Genomic DNA, 16,136 nt, shown 5'->3' on the forward strand with positions numbered 1-16,136 from the left:
TGCCGGTCTCACGCGTCCCGGCGCGTGAGCACCAGCGCCCCCGCCGCCAGGGCGGCCGCCGCCCAGCACAGGAGTACCATCCCCCCGGCGCCGGGTGTGAGGGCGGCCTCGGACCGCCCCATCACGAACGCGCTGTCCACGAACGACACGCCCGCGGACAGGGGGAGCCGTTCGGCGACGTACACCCCCGTCCGGCCGCCCAGCAGCACGAGGACCGCGGGCAGGGCGAAGAGCAGCGCCGACACCGCGGCCAACGCCGCCGCGGCCGAGCGCAGCGCGGTTCCCGCCCCCAGGGTGAGGGCCGCTACCAGCGCCAGGTACGCCGACAGGCGCACCACGTCCGCGGCTGCCCCGGCCGGGTCCAGCGTTCCGTACCCCTCGATCAGCGGGTGCAGCATGACCAGGTGGGCGGTCAGCGTGCCCGCTGTTCCCGTGACCAGGCCGCACGCGAACACGAACGACATCAGGGCCACGGTCTTGGCCGCCAGCAGGCGTACCCGGGCCGGGACCGCCTGGAGCGCGGGGTGGACGGAGCGCGAGGAGTACTCGGAGGTCATCACCGGAAGGGCCAGGGCGATGACCGCGAACTGGACCGCCCAGACGGCCGCGTAGACCGCCATCTCCGAGGCGGGCACGTCGGCGGAGGGGATCCGGTCCTGCTGCATGTTGCCGACGGTGGCCACCGCGGTCAGGGGGGCGACGGTCGCCGACAGGCCCAGGGCCAGGGCCGCTCCCCACCAGGTGGACCTCACCGAGCGGAGCTTGACCCACTCGGAGGAGGCCGTCGCGGCGAGGTCGGACACGGCGCGCGCCGGGCCGGCGGGCCGGTCGGGCCGTGCGGCGGCCGGTGCGGGCCCGGAGCGGGTGGAGGGCGTCACCGTCGGCCTCCCGTCGGCGCCGCGTACTGCACGCTGTCGGAGGTGAGTTCCCTGTAGGCCTGTTCGAGGGAGGCCTCGCGGGGGCTCAGCTCGTGGAGGGCGACCCCCGCCCGATGGGCCAGCTCACCGACCCGCTCGATGGGCACGCCGGTCACGACCAGCTCTCCCGCGCCGGGGCGCTCGACGCCGGCGCCCTCCGCCTCCAGGGCGGTGACCAGGTCCTCGGGGTGGGGTGCGCGTACCCGCACGGCGCTCCACGCGCTGTTGTCGAGCACCTCGGCCAGGGGGGCGTCGGTGATGAGCCGCCCCCGTCCGATGACCACCAGGTGGTCGGCGGTCAGCTGCATCTCGCTCATCAGGTGGCTGGAGACGAACACGGTGCGCCCCTCGTCGGCCATCGAGCGCATGAGGTCGCGCACCCAGCGCACCCCGTCGGGGTCCAGGCCGTTGACCGGTTCGTCGAGGACGAGCAGGCGCGGGTCGCCCAGCAGGGCCGCGGCGATGCCCAGCCGCTGGCCCATGCCGAGGGAGAAGGCGCCCGCGCGCCTGCGCGCCGCCCCGGCCAGACCCACGGTGTCCAGGACCTCGTCCACCCGCCGGTCGGGGATGCGGTGCGTGCGGGCCAGCGCCACCAGGTGGGAGCGGGCGCTGCGTCCCGGGTGCACGGCCCGGGCGTCCAGGACGGCGCCCACGTGGTGCAGGGGCCGGTCCAGCTCCCGGTAGGGGCGCCCGTCGACCAGGGCCCGCCCCGAGGTCGGGCGGTCCAGCCCGAGAATCATCCGCATGGTCGTGCTCTTGCCCGCGCCGTTGGGCCCCAGGAAGCCCGTGACCCTGCCCGGCCGGACCTCCAGGTCCAGCGAGTCCACGGCGACGGTGTCCCCGTAGCGTTTGCTCAGTCCTTGCAGGGTGATCATGGTCGTCCTGTCGTCTCGGCTGTCGGCGGTGGGACAACGGTAGGGAGCGGGGGTCCTGCGCGGCCATGGGGTGCGCCGTCGGCCGGGGGTGCGGTTTTCCGCAGGGTGCGCCGCCCGGCGGGCCGCCCCGGCTCCGGCCGACCCGTCCTGCGGCGGAACCGGGTGCGGCGTCCACCGGGGGTAGGCGGTCAGCGCTCCCGTCGGCGCTCCCCGTAGGTGAGGCGGCGCAGCAGGGTCTCGGCGGGACCCCGGTGACCCGTGAGCCTCTGGAGTTCGGAGAGGACGACGGTCGCGATCCAGGTCAGGAGCGCCACCGCGGCGGCCCCTGCGGCGCCCGTGCTCCCCCCGAGCCCTCCCGCGAAGGGGGAGAAGACCGCCGTGAAGACCACCGACTGGAGCAGGTAGGAGGTCATCGACCGCTGGCCGGTGGCGGCGACGGCCCGGGTGAGCCCGGAGGGCTCGGCCCCCCGCTCCAGGACCCGCCCGGCGGCCAGTCCGAACACGGCGGCCCAGCCCAGACCCCCGAGCGGCCCGGTGAACTCCTGGAGCAGGCTCAGCGCGTCGGTGGAGACCCACGTGTCCAGGAGGCCCGCGCCGACCAGGCCGTGGGGGAGCCCCGCCAGGACGGCCAGGCCCAGACCGCCCGCGGCGGTGCCCCGGAGCAGCGCGCGGTGCCGCTCGGGCTCCTCCAGGACGCGGCGGCGGGCCGCCCAGACGCCCAGCGCGGCCGGGGGGACCACGAACATCAGCATGGTGACGGGTGTGTAGAGCAGCCATTCGGTGAAGTTCGCGGCCAGGGCCTCGGCCAGGGCGGCGACCGGTTCGGGTCGTTGCGCGACGGCGACCGCGGTCAGGGCCGGTTCGCCCTGGGGACCGGGTCCCGGCCCCTGTGCCAGCGACACCAGCACCCAGGCGAGGGGGAGGACGGCATAGGCGGTGATGACGCCCGCGCCGACGGCCAGCAGGGTGCGGTCCCGTGCCCGCAGGAGCCCGGCGAACAGCAGGAGGGTGAGTCCGTACGTACCGATGATGTCGACCGGCAGCAGCAGGACACCGTGGACGAGCCCGATGAGGACCATCCACATCCCCCTGCGCCTCAGGATCCGGCGGGCGCCGGCCCAGGCGTCGCCCCGGGGGTCGAGGCGCCGCAGCAGCTGCACGGTGCCGTAGCCGAACAGGAACGCGAAGAGCGGTATGGCGCGCCTGTCGACCAGCGCTGCCTGGACCAGGGTGACCGCCCGGTCGGCGGCGCCGGTGGCGGTCTCCGCGTCGTAGGGCTGGTCGAGGAAGTGGCCGACGTTGACCAGCGCGATGAAGAGCAGCATGAGGCCGCGGGCGAGGTCGGGGGCCAGGACCCGCTGGGCGACCGGGGTCGGCCGGTGCGGGCCAGGGGGCCGTTCGGGGGGTCCGCCCGCCGATGGCGGGCCGGGGGGTGACGCGCTCATGGGAACTCCCGTGCGGGGACGACGGGAAGGGGCCGTACCGGGCCCGCTTCGCCTGGAGACGGGGCGATCCGTCCGACCTGGAGGGACGCGGGGCAGGGGTCGGCCTGAAGGGGTGCCGGAACGCAACCTACCAACCGGCCCCCGCTCCCGTCGAAGGACTTCCGGTCCGGCGGGCACGTTCGGCCCCTGCCTCCTCCCCCCGGCACAGGGCTGGCCCCAGGGGCGGGTTCCGCCGCTCCCCGGGAGCGGGGGGACGTCCTCGCGGCCGGCCGGCGCGGTCCGCACCGCCGGGCCCTCCCGGTGCCCGCCGCCCCGTACCGGAGGGGGCTGCGGAGCCCGGCGCATCTGCTACCGTCGTCGCCATGAAGCGCGCTGCCATGACGACGACGCCGGAGAGTGTCCCGGCGCGCTGACAGACGTCTTGTTCGAAGCCCCGGGGCGAGTGCCCCGGGGCTTCGCCGTGCGGCCACTCGCTCCACCCACGCGAGGAGACCGCCATGCACGACCACCGCAAGCTGGGCCGTGAGCTGGAGCTGTTCGGCACCGACCCGCTGATCGGCTCGGGCCTTCCCTACTGGCTTCCGGACGGCGCCGCCGTCCGGCACGCGCTGGAGGAGTACGTCCGCACCGTCGAGAGGAGGGCGGGCTACCAGCACGTCTACTCGCCCGTGCTGGGCAAGCGGGAGCTCTACGAGATCTCCGGGCACTGGTCGCACTACCGCGACGACATGTTCCCGCCCATGGAGCCGGGGGCGCGGGGCGCCGGCGGGGAGGGCTCCGAACAGCTCGTCCTGCGGCCGAGCCTGTGCCCCCACCACGCGGTGATCTTCCGGTCCCGCTCGCGCAGCCACAGGGAGCTCCCCCTGCGCATGGCCGAGCTGGGCGGCATGTACCGGTCCGAGCCCTCGGGCGTGCTCGGCGGACTCACCCGGGTCCGCGCCATCCAGCTCAACGACGCGCACGTCTTCTGCGCCCCGGAACAGGTCGGGGCGGAGGCGGGGGCGGCACTGGAGCTGATCCGCCGGGCCTACCGGGCGCTGGGGATCACCCCGGCCCGGTACAGGCTGTCGCTGCCCGGACCGGGAGGCAAGTACGTCGCCTCCCCCGAGCTGTGGCGGCGCTCCACCGCCCTGCTCGCCCGGGTCCTGGACGACTCCGGCCTGCCCTACGAGGCGGTCGAGGGGGAAGCCGCGTTCTACGGGCCCAAGATCGACGTCCAGGTCGCCGACGGCGCGGGACGGGAGTCCACCCTGTCCACCGTCCAGGTCGACTTCCACCAGCCCGAGCGGTTCGACCTGCACTACGTGGGCGCGGACGGCGCGAGGCACCGGCCGGTCATGGTCCACCGCAGCATCGTCGGCAGTGTGGAGCGGGCGGTGGCCCACCTGATCGAACAGCACGGGGGCGTGTTCCCCGCCTGGCTCGCCCCCGTCCAGCTGGAGGTCCTGCCGGTGAGCGACGACCAGGGCGCCGAGGCCGGGGAGTTCGCCCGCAGGTGCGCGGAGCTGGACCTGCGGGCCCGGGTGAGCCCCCCGGACAGGGGCAGCCTGGGCGCGCGGATCCGCGCGGCCCGGCTCGTGCCCTACCAGGCGGTCGTCGGGGCGCGGGAGGCCGCCGAGGGGACCGTGGCCCTGCGCCTGCGCGACGGCCGCCGCCTGGACCCGCTGCCGGCGGCGGAGGTCCTGGAACGGGTCCGGGGTCTGGTGGGGGCGCACCGCACCGACCTGTGGGACGCGGCCCCCTGACCGTGTCGCCGCCGTCCCGGCCCCCGCCGAGGGGCCGGGGCCCGGGGCGCCGCGGACCGCCCCTCCGGGGGCGGGCCGCAGGGGCGGGGCCGCCCGGGACGACCGTTCTGTCCCCGCCGGGGCCCCCGCCCGGGTAGCCTCGACCCGTTCCCCGGACGTTGCAGGAGGCACGTGGTGTCCCACACCTGGACCGCGATCGACTTCGAGACCGCCAACCACGACCGCGGCAGCGCGTGCGCGGTCGGCCTGGTGCGCGTCCGCGACGGCGCGGTCGTGGACCGGTTCACCACCCTCATCCGGCCGCCCCGGCAGGTGGACTTCTTCTCGCGGCACAACATCGCCGTGCACGGCATCACCGCCGCCGACGTCGCCGACGCCCCCGGATGGCCCGAGGCGCACGCCCGCATCGTGGAGTTCGCCGACGGGGACCCGCTGGTGGCGCACAACGCCGCCTTCGACATCGGCGTGCTGCGCCAGGCCTGCGCCCACACGGGGCTGTCCCACCCGGCGTGGGAGTACGCGTGCACGCTCGCGCTGTCCAGGCGCACCTGGGCGGACCTGCCCGACCACAAGCTGCCCACGGTGTGCGCCCACATCGGCCACCGGGTGCTCCACCACCACCGTGCCGACGCCGACGCCGAGGCCGCCGCGAGCATCATGATCGCGGCCATGACCCGCTACGGGACCTCCTCCCTCGCCGACCTCGCCCGCGCCGCCCGCCTGGACCTGCGCCGGGTGGAGGCGGCCGGGGCCCTCCCGGTCCAGGAGGCCCTGCCCGTGGGGGCGGGGACCGCCGCGCAGCCCCCGGCCTCCGCCGCGCGTGCGGCGGGCGGCCCGTCCGCGCCCGCCCGCGCGGCGACGGCTCCCGGCCCCGTCGCGGGTGAGGACCGCTTCAGCAGGTGGCAGAGGGTCGCCCAGACACCGCTCCCCGAACCCTCCCCGGACGCCGACCCCGCCGGCCCCCTGTACGGGCGCACCGTGTGCGTGTCCGGCGACCTGGCCTCCATGGACAAGCCCGAGGTGTGGCGGCGCGTGGCCGAGGCGGGCGGGCGCCCCGCCAAGAACGTGACCCGGAAGACCGACGTGCTCGTCCTGGGCGGCCACGACGGGACCGGCAAGACCTCCAAGCACCGCCAGGCCGAGGCCTACCGCGAGCGCGGCCAGCGCATCGACCTCGTCACCGAGGACGAACTCCTGGCCCTGCTGGGGATGACCACCGCCGGCCCCTGACCGGCGCCGGGCCGTGCTCCCGCGGGAACGGCGGAGCCGCCCGCGCCCCGGTCGGGTGCGCGGGCGGCTCCGCCGACTGTCCGGCTACTGCCTGGGGAAGCGCAGGGTGGCCCCGCTCTCGGAGCTGGTCCGCCCGTGGTCGAGCAGTTCGGTGAACCCGGCGTCCGCCATGACCGCCGAGCGCAGCATCAGCGCGCTGGCCGGGGCCCGGAAGGCCGCGTTCGGATCGTCCAGGCCCTTGGGGTCGGTGTCCACGAGCAGCGGTTCGTTGAACGACCCCCACAGCTCGGGCTCCCCGTCGCGTTCGGCGCCCAGGAGGAGGGTCTCCACCCGTGCCTCCGACAGCATCGGCAGGAGGGGCGTGGTCCCGCGCACCGCCTGGTCGTGGGCGAGCTTGCGCTGGTAGTCCTCCAGGAACGCGTCGTGCCTCTCCACGACGAACTCGCGCAGGGCGTCCTCGGCGGCCTTGTGCAGCCGCTCCTCGGCGTCGGTCCCGCCGCGCCCTCCCGGGACGACCCGGATCGGGACGGTGAGCTGGCGCGGGCCCAGGTTGTCGCGCAGGTAGGCGATGGCCTCCTCGTCGCCGCCGACGATGATGAGCTCGGCGCCGACCCTGCGGGCGGCCTCGCGCACGTGCTCGGCCACCTTCGCGGTGTTCTCCCGCCACAGTTCCTGGGCGGCGTGCGAGTCGGCTCCCGGGCCGCCGGGGTTGTTGCGCTGTCCGCGGCCTCCGCGCCCGCCCAGGCCGTCGATGTTGCGGAGGGATTCCCCGGCGGCGTCGGTCTCCATGACCGGTGCCCGGGTCGGTCGGGCGGCGTAGGCCGTGACCTTGGCGTTGACCCGGTCCAGGGCCACCAGCACGTAGGGCAGGCGGCGGCCCCGGTCGACGGCCAGGGGGAGCACGTCCGGGACGGGAAGGTACGCGGCCCGGTCCTGGACGGGGATTTCGCCCAGGGTGTGGGCGCCGAGAAGGGTTCCCTCGGAGGCGAAGAGGGCCTGCCCGTGGTCGCCGTAGGCGCGGGACGTCTTCTCCCCGACCGCCTGTTCCAGGACGTCGAGGGTGGCCTCGTCCGTGCCCAGCGCGGCGAGCTCCTCACGCAGGTGCCGCCAGCGCAGTTCGATCTTCTTGTCGGCGTCGGTGGTGTCGCGGCTGGTGTCCATGTGAACCGAAGCCACCGGAGCGCCGCTCTCGTACAGAGGTCGCAGAAAACCCATGTCCATGTATCCGCGGGGCGTGGTCACCCCCGCCCCGCCCACCTCCTTCTCGGGGTCGGCCTGCGGGCCATCCTGGGGCCAATGGTGCTAACCGTACGTACGCCACGTCGAGGGAGACACGCTCCTTGCCCAAGGATTTCCACGATTTGCCCGAGAACGGAACGGCCGCCACCCGACCGGAGAGGGTCGTGAACTGTCGGGCGCGGAAGGGTGCCGGGTCCCTAACGTCGGTGGTGGAAGAAGGAGGCGGGACATGCTGGACAGGTTGAACCGGGCCCTGGAGCGGGTCGAGGAGGACCCCGGGGCTCCGCCGGACGCGGCCGCGATGGCGCGGGACGCGCTGACCTCGGAGCACCACCTCCGGCGGCTGTTCTCGGCCCTGGCGGGGATGTCGCTGTCGGAGTACGCGCGGCGGCGGAGGCTGACGCTGGCGGGGGCCGAGGTGCTCCACGGCGACGACCCCCTGCTCGACGTCGCGGTCCGGTACGGCTACGGCTCGGCGGAGGCGTTCGCCCGGGCGTTCCGCTCCATGCACGGAGTGGGGCCCGGCGAGGCCCGCCGGACCGGTGCGGTACTCGCCTCCCAACCGCGGATGACGTTCCGCCTGACAGTCGAAGGGAGCACCACTGTGCGTTACCGGATCGTGGAGAAGGAGGCGTTCCGCCTCGTGGGGCCCAGGGCCCGGGTCCCCCTGGTGCACCGGGGACCCAACCCGGACATCGTCGCGTTCACGAAAGGGCTCGGACGGGCCGTGCTGGAGGAGGTGCGGCGGCTGTCCGACCAGGAGCCGCGCGGCGTCCTGTCGGTGAGCGTCCACCTCGGCTCCTCGCGGGAGGAGGGGACCGAGCTGGACTACTACCAGGCGGCGGCCACGACCGCTCCCGCGCCGTCGGGGATGGAGGTCCTGGAGGTGCCTGCCGGGACCTGGGTGGTCTTCCCGTACTCGGGGCCCTCGGCGGACTTCCCCGAGCCTCTGCAGCGGCTGTGGTCGGACGCGTTCGGGCACTGGTTCCCGTCCCACCCGTCCTACCGGACCGTCGAGGGGCCGTCGATCCTGCGGGTGGAGTACGGGGAGGACTGCGCGAACGCCGAGGCCGAGCTGTGGCTGCCCGTCGAGCGGGCGGACTGACCCGGCCGGACGGGGGCCCTGCGGCTCCGCCGTGCCCGCGTCCGGGCCTTCGGACGCGGGCACGGCCGCGCGGGGCGGACAGGAACAGGACCACCAGCGGCGGGATGAAGACCGATGCGGGCACGGCCGCCCGGAGCGGACCGCGCCGCGCCCCGCCCGTAGGGGGGGCGGGGCGCGGTGGTGTGCCGACACGTCTGCCCCGCGCGCGGAGCCGGAATCCCCCGGGCGTGCCGGTGGGAGGCCGTGCTCAGCCACCGCCGTCCGCGCGATCCCCCTCGGCCGCGTCCGGCGCCGCACGGATGCGCGCGACGCGGGCGGCGCGAACCCGCAGGTCAAGGGCGTGTCCTACGGCGCCGCGACCTCGGTGGAGGCCGCCACGATGACGTCGTCGAGCAGCTTGCGGGAGCGCTGCAGGTCCCCGATCATCCGGTCGATGCGGTCGCGCTCCACCATCAGGTCAGCCACCAGGGTGCCGTCCGGCTCCGCCGGGCCGCCGTCGACGTCGCGCATGCACGGCAGCAGGGTCGCGATCTTGGCACTGCACAGCCCCGCCGCGAACAGCTCCTGGATGCGCTCCACCCGGTCCTGCGCGGACTCGGCGTACTCGCGCTGACCGCCCGGTGTGCGCTCGGAGGACAGCAGGCCCTGCTGCTCGTAGTAGCGCAGCGACCGTGTGCTCACACCGCTGCGCCGCGCCAATTCACCGATCCGCATGGCCCAACTCACACTCCCCGCACTTGAAGTTGACATTGGCGTCAACTCCTACGGTAGCGGCATGGACACCACATCCGGAACCTCTCCGCTGCTCACCCCCGCCCGCCTGGCCGGCATCGACCTGCCCAACCGCCTCGTCATCGCCCCGATGACCCGCAACCGGGCCGAGCCCTCGGGCGCCGCGAGCGCTCTCATGGCCGAGTACTACGCCCAGCGCGCCTCGGCGGGCCTCGTCATCGCGGAGGCCTCCACCCCGAACGCGGTCGGCCAGACCTATCCGAACATCGCCGCCCTGCACCGCCCCGAGCACGTCGAGGGCTGGCGGGCGGTCACCCGCCGTGTGGCGGAGGCGGGCGGGCGCATGTTCCTCCAGATCCAGCACGGGGGCCGCGTCGGCCACCCCGCCACCAGCGGGCTGACGCCGGTGGCGCCCTCCCCCGTGGCCCTGCCCGACACGATCCACACACCCGGCGGCCGTCAGCCGGCCGTGACGCCCCGGGAGATGGACCGGGCCGACATCGACGGAACCGTCGCCGACTTCGCCGCCGCGGCCCGCCGGGCCGTGGACGCGGGCTTCCTCGGGGTGGAGGTCCACGCCGCCAACGGCTACCTCCTCCACCAGTTCCTGGCTCCCACCACCAACCGGCGCCAGGACGCCTACGGCGGCGCCCCGCGGAACCGGATGCGGTTCGTGCTGGAGGTCGTCGGGGCCGTCGTCGACGAGATCGGCCCCGACCGGGTCGGTGTGCGCGTCTCCCCGGGCAACACCAGCAACGGCATCGCCGAGACCGCCGACGACATCGCGGCCCTGTACCCCGGGCTGACCGAGCGCCTGGACGCCCTGGGCCCCGCCTACCTGCACGTGGCCTTCGCCGACCCCGACAGCCGGGTCTGGAAGGAGATCCGCTCCCGCTGGTCGCGGACCCTGGTCGGCAACCCGGTCCTGCCCGCCGAGGGGATCCCCGCCGACGGGGGCCGGGCCGCGGGAGAGCGGATGCTGGAGGCCGGGGCCGACCTGGTCGCCCTGGGGCGCCCCTTCCTGGCCAACCCCGACCTCGTCGAGCGCATCCGTACCGGTGCTCCGGTCAACCCGGTGCGCGACAAGTACCTGATGTACGTGGGGGGCGCCACCGGCTACACCGACTACCCCGCCGCGGCCCTCTGAGCCCGGCGGCGGGCACCGCGCGGCGGGCCGCCCCGGAGCAGCCGTTCCCCGCCCCGGGCACGGAGGGGGCGGCCGGGGCCGGGCCTTGCCGGAGGCGCCGGTCAGACGCGGGTGCGGCAGCGGTCCAGGAACCTGCGCAGCACCTCGTTGAAGCGGTCGGGGCGCTCCAGGTTGGGCAGGTGCCCCGCGCCCTCGATGATCTCCACGACGGAGTCGGGGATCAGCACGTGCATGGACTCGGTGAAGTCCGGCGGCGTGAACCGGTCGTGCTGGCCCGCCATGAGCAGTGTCGGCGCCGAGACGCGCCGGAGCAGGGGGGTGTAGTCGGGGCGCTGGGCGCGTCCGTACTGGGCTGCCGCCGCACCCTCGGGCGGGGCGGCGTACATCATGGCGCGCACGTGGTCGGCCACCGCGGGCAGGTCGCGCACGTTGTCGGCGGTCATCATGCCGACGAGCATCTCGTCGGTGTAGCCCCGCATCCCCTCCCCCCGCAGCCGCTCGGCCATCGCGACCCGGGAGGCCCTGCCCGTGTCGGTCTCGGCGCGCGGATTGGTGGCGGCCAGGGTGAGGGAGTCGACCCGGTCGGGGAAGAGCCGGTAGAACTCCAGGGCGACCTGCCCTCCCATGGACAGTCCCACCACGCCCGCCACGTCCAGGCCGAGGTGGTCCAGGAGCGCGGCGAGGTCGCGGGCGAACGCGCTCATGGAGGTCGTCCCCGGGACGACGGTGCTGCGGCCGTACCCTCGCAGGTCCGGAACCACCACCCGGTATCCGCGCCCGGCGAACGCCTTGACCTGCGGTGCCCACATCGTCCGGTCGAAGGGGTGGCCGTGGATGAAGAGGACGGGGTACCCGGCTCCGCGATCGGTGTAACTCACGTCGATCCCGCTCACGGAGGCGGTGTCCGGGGCGTCACTGTTCGCGGTGTTCGTCGTCTCGTGTGCCACAAGAACCGATGCTATTCATCCGTGCAAGGCGCCGTTCCACCGGGATGGCCATGGGAGCGCGCCCAGTCGGTCGGGACCGCACCGCTTCCGGGAACGGGCCCCGCGCACGCGCGTGCGCGCTGCGGATGCGCCTCTTCCGGGACCACCTCATCGCACGCGCGTGCGCGCCCCGGCGGAGGCCGCGGCGCGGTGCGGCCCCCGCCGGAGGCGAGCGGGCCGCAGGCGGTCCCTCCGCACCTGCGGCCCCTCGCGCGCCGTGACCCGCCGTCCTCGGGCACGGTGCGCCGTGGCGGACGGGGCCGTCCGCCACGGGCGCCGGAGCGCGGAGCGCCCGGCTACAGGGGGAGACGCCCCCGGACGCCGTCGGGTTCGGCCCCGGTCGCGCCCCGTCTCACCCGGCCTCTCCCCGACGCGTCAGAGGACCCGTCCCGGCGGACTCCCCCGTGGCGGCGCCGTCCTCCTGGCGCCCGGGGGCCCCGCCCCGTGGGGAGTGGGCCCCTGCCCGCTTCCGGCCCAGGACGAGGGCCGCGGCCAGGTAGGGGGTGGCGAAGAGGGCGAAGGCGAGGGCGTGGCCGGTCAGTGCGAAGACCGCCGCGTACAACAGGTAGGAGGCGCCGGTGAAGGCTTCGGAGCCGAGTCCGGCGAGCGAGGTGACCGTGGCCCGGCCGGCCCCGGTGATGCGCTCCTGGAGTCGGGCGTCGGCGACCACGTTCGCGGTCTGGCACACGCCGAACCCCGCGCCGATCAGCATCCAGCCGGGGAGGCTGCCGAGCAGGGCGCCGGTCGCGATGGCGACCGCCGCCAGGCCGAGCAGGACGGCGAGGAGCCGGACGGGCAGCCGGGACGCCGGCCCGGCGAGCAGGCCGCCCGCGGTGATGAACACCCACACCACCAGGACCACGAGGGGGATGTCGGCCGTGGGGACGCCGGCCTCGTCCGCGAGCAGGGGGACGTACTCCTCCAGCATGTCCCAGAAGGCCGTGACCACGACGACGAGCACGATCGCGCCCCGGACGCCCCGGCTCGCGCGAGCCTCGGCCAGGCCCGCGCGCATGGTGGCGAGGTAGCCGGCGGGCTCGTCCCCGGAGCCGGGGCCGGCGGCCCGCCGGTGCTCGGGCAGCGCCAGTGCGGCCGCGGAGCACAGCACGCAGGCGGCCACGCTCGCCGCCCCGATGGCCGCGTAGCCGCCGTGTTCCATCACGGGGACCGCCAGCAGGGTGGAGGCGCCGACCGCGGCCACCCCCAGGGCACGGGTCACGCCCATGACCCGGGCGTAGCGGTCGGCCGCGCCGCGGTGTCCGAGTTCGGTGTAGACCAGGGCCTCGAAGGCGCCGGAGGAGAGGGCTCCGCCCGCGCCCCACAGCACGAAGCCCAGGGCGAACGCCCAGTAGCCGGGCAGCAGGAGCCACAGGGCGAAGCCCGCGGCCGCGAACAGGGGTGCGGCGGCCAGCAGGTAGCGGCGGGGCACCACGTCGGCCCAGGCGCCGGCGGGGACCGACACGACGACGGAGGTCAGGGACCAGAGCACGAACAGCGAACTGATCTGGGCGACCGTCAGCCCGGTCTCGTCGAAGAGGATCGCGTACAGGGGGTAGAGGAGGACGAACTCCTCCAGGACCGCGTACGCGTACAGGGGCCGGGTCAGACGGGAGGTACGCGCGCCGGGGGCGCGCGGTGGCAGGGTGGTCATGAAGGTCTTTCGGTCGAGCGGAACGAGGACACCGGGGGCGTGTTCGCCCGGTGGTCCGCGTGCTCGGTCCGAAGACCGGTTCGGAACTTAACATCGCTCGTGCATGGCACCAGGATAGGCGGTCGGCGCCGCCGGGGGCCAGTGCTCCGGGGCACCGGCCCCGCCTCCCCCGCCCGTGGACCCGGCGCGGTTCCGCGGGCCCCGGCGCGGCTCAGGCGGAGTGCACCTCGTGGGCCCAGGCCCGCAGGCCGGCGGCGAACCCCTCCCGCTCGGCGGGCGTGAGCCGCTCGAACGCCCGCAGCAGGGGCCGGGCCCGTCTGCTCGCGAACGCGCGCATGAGGTCCCGGTACTCCTCGGCCAGGGACAGCAGGACGCGCCGACGGTTGGCGGGGTCCTGCCGCCGCACCACGAGGCCCACCCTGGACAGGTCGCCGACCAGCTCGCTGGTGGTGGGCAGCCCCACCTCCAGGCGGGTGGCGAGCTCGCCCACGCTGAGCTCCTGGCCGTGGGTGAGCTGGGTGAGGACCGACCCGTGCCGGGCGGTCAGGCGGTTCTCCTGGAACAGCCGCCGGAGCTCGTCGGGCATCTCGGAGTGGGCGCGGCGGTAGAACGTCTCCAGCAGGGGCACGAACCGCAGGGCGCCCTCGAGCAGTTCGCGATCCGGCATCTCGGTGTCGTCCCCGACCGCGTCCTGGCTCATGGGCCGATGCTACCGATCCCCGGGGGCCGGTCCGCCCGCAGGCGGGCGGACCGGCGCGGGTCGGAGCGGAGGGTCCTCAGTAGGCCACACCGACGGCCCGCCGCACGGTCGCGGGGTCGTCCAGGACGCGCAGGAGGGCGTGCGCCAGGTCCGCGCGGCCGATCCTGTACCCGGAGGGCACGTTCCCGCCGACCACGAGCCGGTACCCCCCGGTGCCGGGGTCGTCGGTCAACCGGGGCGGGCGGACCACGGTCCACGCCGCGCCGCCGGCGGACAGGGCCGCCTCCATCCGCTCCAGGTCCCGGTAGGCGTCCCGGAAGACCAGGCCGACCAGGGGCGAGAGCACGAAGCGGTGGAACGGCGAACTCCCCTGCGGGTGCGGCCCGACGGGGGCGGCGCTCACCGCGACCAGGCGTGTGTCCGGCCGGTCCGCGAGCGCGGCCAGGACCGCGCCGGTCCAGACGGTGGCCGGCGATCCGCCCTTGGCCGTGGCGGCGAGGCCCGAGACGACGGCGTCCGTCCGCCCGAGCAGTGCGCGCAGCGCCCCGGGGTCGGGGACCGGCATCCGGACCACGTCCAGGCGGTCGTGGACGAGGGGCATCCGTGCCGGGTCGCGCACCAGCGCGGTGACCCGGTGCCCTGCGGCCAGGGCCTGTGCCACCACCTGGCGGCCGGTGCCCCCGGTGGCTCCCAGGACGGTGATGCGGGCGGTGCTCTCGTCGGCCATGACCGTTTCACTCCCCGGGAAAAGAACAGTTCGTTTTCACGAATCATATCCCCGGTGACGCCGGGACCGACGGCGCCGCCGGGGTTTGCGCGTTCGGGCTGTTCAGCTCCGTACGCCCGGCCCGGCCCGCCCCGGGTGGACGAGGTACTCCTTCCGGTTCAACGGGTCCCCCTCGGTGCGGGCCCGGCGCGGAGGGGCCGGGCCCGCACAGGAGGGAGATCAGGCGTCGCCGTTGAGCACGGCGGCGGTCAGGACGCTGCCGGCGACGCCCCAGCCGCCGTCGGCGACCTCGTCGATCAGCACGACGGTGGTGGCACGGGCCCGCTCGCCGTAGATCTCCGCGTACAGGTCGGTGGTGCGCTCGACGAGCTTCTTCTTGTCCTCGGCGGTGACGGTGCCCGCGGGGACCTTGAAGTTGGCGAAAGGCATGGGTGTTCCTCCTTGAGTGGACTCTCCCGCGATGCGGAAGCACGTGTCCGAGAACGTGTGGCCATGGCGCCGTTCCCGGCCGGTACCGGCGCGGGGGCGGCAGTCAGCCGATGCCGATCCGGTGGCAGGACTCCGCGCGGAGCGGTCGGCAGCCATGTCCTCCAGGATGCTCGGCTCCGCCCGGTGGAACCAGGGGATCCCATCCCCTGTGCCGGCGGCCCGGCCGGACGCAGAATGGACGGCATGGGATCTGTGAACTACACCGAGCTGGGAGCCTTCCTGCGCTCGCGGCGTGAGCGCATCCGTCCGGTCGACGTAGGGCTTCCCCACGGGCTCCGCCGCCGGGTGCCCGGGCTGCGCCGCGACGAGGTCGCCCAGCTCGCCGGCGCATCGGTGGACTACTACAACGAACTCGAACGCGGCGCCGGATCCCAGCCCTCCGTGCAGATGATCGCCGCGCTGGCGAGGGCCCTGCGCCTGACCGCCGATGAGCGCGACTACCTCTACCACCTGGCCGACCGCCCGGTGCCCGCGCACGGCGGACCGGCTTCGCACGTCCACCCCGGCATGCTCGACCTGCTCGTCCGTCTGACATCGACACCCGCGCAGGTCATCACCGACCTGCATGTCACCCTCCTGCAGAACCCGCTGGCGATGGCGCTGCTCGGGGACCACTCGGGCCTTCGCGGCGCTCGGGCCAGCTTCGTCCACCGGTGGTTCACCGACCCCGACGCCCGGCGGATGTATCCCGAAGCCGACCACGGGGGCCAGTCCCGGGCCTTCGTCGCCGACCTGCGGGCAGCCGCCGCCAGAAGAGATGCCAAGGACACCGAGGCCCGCTCGATGATCAGCTCGCTGATCGGCGCCTCCTCCGAGTTCGCCGCCCTGTGGGCCGAGCACGACGTGGCCTTCCGGCGCGACGACCGCAAACGCCTCAACCACCCAGAGCTCGGCCTGATCGAGGTCAACTGCCTCCACCTGTTCAGCGAGGACGGCCGACAGCGGCTGCTCTGGTTCACCCCCGCGGTCGGCACCGACAGCGCCGACCTCCTCGACCTGCTCGCAGTCCTCGGCACCCAGGAAGTCACCGGACCGTCGCTCTGAGAGCCTCCCGTCCGCAGTGTCGGTGGTCGGCTTCGGGGCCCCGTCGGAACGACCCCGCTTCGAGCGGGCGGCGCGTATCGACGCGGTCCCGCTGTTCCTGGCCG

The 16,136-nt window shown here is 75.0% G+C and carries 14 protein-coding genes and 1 pseudogene; 5 read left to right on the forward strand and 10 right to left on the reverse strand.

Going from position 1 to position 16,136, the window contains the following annotated elements; translation table 11 throughout:
• Positions 1-8: 8 nt before the first annotated feature.
• The 3 genes from OUQ99_RS14715 to OUQ99_RS14725 form a co-directional block, all read right to left on the reverse strand.
• Positions 9-878 (reverse strand): ABC transporter permease, encoded by an 870-nt coding sequence (locus OUQ99_RS14715; protein WP_267950023.1) that lies wholly within the window; start codon positions 876-878, stop codon positions 9-11.
• Positions 875-1,792 (reverse strand): ATP-binding cassette domain-containing protein, encoded by a 918-nt coding sequence (locus OUQ99_RS14720; RefSeq protein ID WP_267950024.1) that lies wholly within the window; start codon positions 1,790-1,792, stop codon positions 875-877. Before OUQ99_RS14720 ends, OUQ99_RS14715 begins: the two co-directional genes overlap by 4 nt.
• Before the next feature lie 188 nt (positions 1,793-1,980).
• Positions 1,981-3,237, reverse strand: coding sequence for a DUF418 domain-containing protein (locus tag OUQ99_RS14725; protein WP_267950025.1), 1,257 nt, complete (start codon positions 3,235-3,237; stop codon positions 1,981-1,983).
• 488 nt (positions 3,238-3,725) lie between these two features.
• Here OUQ99_RS14725 and thrS point away from each other — a divergent pair.
• Together thrS and OUQ99_RS14735 are read left to right on the forward strand one after the other, a co-directional pair.
• A pseudogene (thrS, locus tag OUQ99_RS14730) lies at positions 3,726-4,982 on the forward strand (threonine--tRNA ligase); the annotation flags it as partial.
• A gap of 174 nt (positions 4,983-5,156) precedes the next feature.
• Positions 5,157-6,212, forward strand: coding sequence for an exonuclease domain-containing protein (locus OUQ99_RS14735; protein WP_267950026.1), 1,056 nt, complete (start codon positions 5,157-5,159; stop codon positions 6,210-6,212).
• An 84-nt stretch (positions 6,213-6,296) separates the two neighbouring features.
• Here OUQ99_RS14735 and OUQ99_RS14740 read toward each other — a convergent pair whose 3' ends face one another.
• Entirely contained in the window at positions 6,297-7,433 is a 1,137-nt protein-coding gene (locus OUQ99_RS14740; protein ID WP_267950027.1) for a hypothetical protein, read from the reverse strand.
• Positions 7,434-7,680: 247 nt separating this feature from the next.
• Here OUQ99_RS14740 and OUQ99_RS14745 point away from each other — a divergent pair, with 247 nt between their 5' ends.
• Positions 7,681-8,556 (forward strand): AraC family transcriptional regulator, encoded by an 876-nt coding sequence (locus OUQ99_RS14745; protein ID WP_267950028.1) that lies wholly within the window; start codon positions 7,681-7,683, stop codon positions 8,554-8,556.
• A 345-nt stretch (positions 8,557-8,901) separates the two neighbouring features.
• Here OUQ99_RS14745 and OUQ99_RS14750 read toward each other — a convergent pair whose 3' ends face one another.
• Entirely contained in the window at positions 8,902-9,270 is a 369-nt protein-coding gene (locus OUQ99_RS14750; RefSeq protein ID WP_267950029.1) for a MerR family transcriptional regulator, read from the reverse strand.
• A gap of 61 nt (positions 9,271-9,331) precedes the next feature.
• Here OUQ99_RS14750 and OUQ99_RS14755 point away from each other — a divergent pair, with 61 nt between their 5' ends.
• Positions 9,332-10,435 carry an alkene reductase gene (locus OUQ99_RS14755; protein ID WP_267950030.1) on the forward strand — a complete coding sequence of 368 codons (1,104 nt, stop codon included), beginning with the start codon at positions 9,332-9,334 and terminating at the stop codon, positions 10,433-10,435.
• A gap of 101 nt (positions 10,436-10,536) precedes the next feature.
• Here the strand turns inward: OUQ99_RS14755 and OUQ99_RS14760 are convergent, their stop codons facing one another.
• The 5 genes from OUQ99_RS14760 to OUQ99_RS14780 form a co-directional block, all read right to left on the reverse strand.
• On the reverse strand, positions 10,537-11,382 hold the full coding sequence (locus tag OUQ99_RS14760) for an alpha/beta fold hydrolase (protein ID WP_267950031.1): 846 nt from the start codon (positions 11,380-11,382) through the stop codon (positions 10,537-10,539).
• Between the two features lie 391 nt (positions 11,383-11,773).
• Complete coding sequence (locus tag OUQ99_RS14765; protein WP_267950032.1) at positions 11,774-13,072, reverse strand: MFS transporter; 1,299 nt, start codon at positions 13,070-13,072, stop codon at positions 11,774-11,776.
• A gap of 211 nt (positions 13,073-13,283) precedes the next feature.
• A complete protein-coding gene (locus tag OUQ99_RS14770; RefSeq protein WP_267950033.1) occupies positions 13,284-13,772 on the reverse strand; it encodes a MarR family winged helix-turn-helix transcriptional regulator in 489 nt (162 codons plus the stop codon).
• 76 nt (positions 13,773-13,848) lie between these two features.
• Positions 13,849-14,499 carry an NAD(P)-dependent oxidoreductase gene (locus tag OUQ99_RS14775; protein ID WP_267950034.1) on the reverse strand — a complete coding sequence of 217 codons (651 nt, stop codon included), beginning with the start codon at positions 14,497-14,499 and terminating at the stop codon, positions 13,849-13,851.
• Between the two features lie 219 nt (positions 14,500-14,718).
• Entirely contained in the window at positions 14,719-14,928 is a 210-nt protein-coding gene (locus tag OUQ99_RS14780; RefSeq protein ID WP_267950035.1) for a 4-oxalocrotonate tautomerase family protein, read from the reverse strand.
• A gap of 243 nt (positions 14,929-15,171) precedes the next feature.
• On the opposite strand from OUQ99_RS14780, the gene OUQ99_RS14785 reads away from it, so the two are divergent.
• The gene (locus tag OUQ99_RS14785) at positions 15,172-16,032 is read left to right on the forward strand and encodes a helix-turn-helix transcriptional regulator (protein ID WP_267950036.1); all 861 of its coding nucleotides are present in this window, start codon (positions 15,172-15,174) and stop codon (positions 16,030-16,032) included.
• The last annotated feature ends 104 nt before the right edge of the window (positions 16,033-16,136 follow it).

Origin of the sequence: Streptomonospora nanhaiensis (genome assembly GCF_026642255.1) — a bacterium.
In the GTDB taxonomy this organism is placed as follows: Bacteria; Actinomycetota; Actinomycetes; order Streptosporangiales; family Streptosporangiaceae; genus Nocardiopsis; species Nocardiopsis tropica.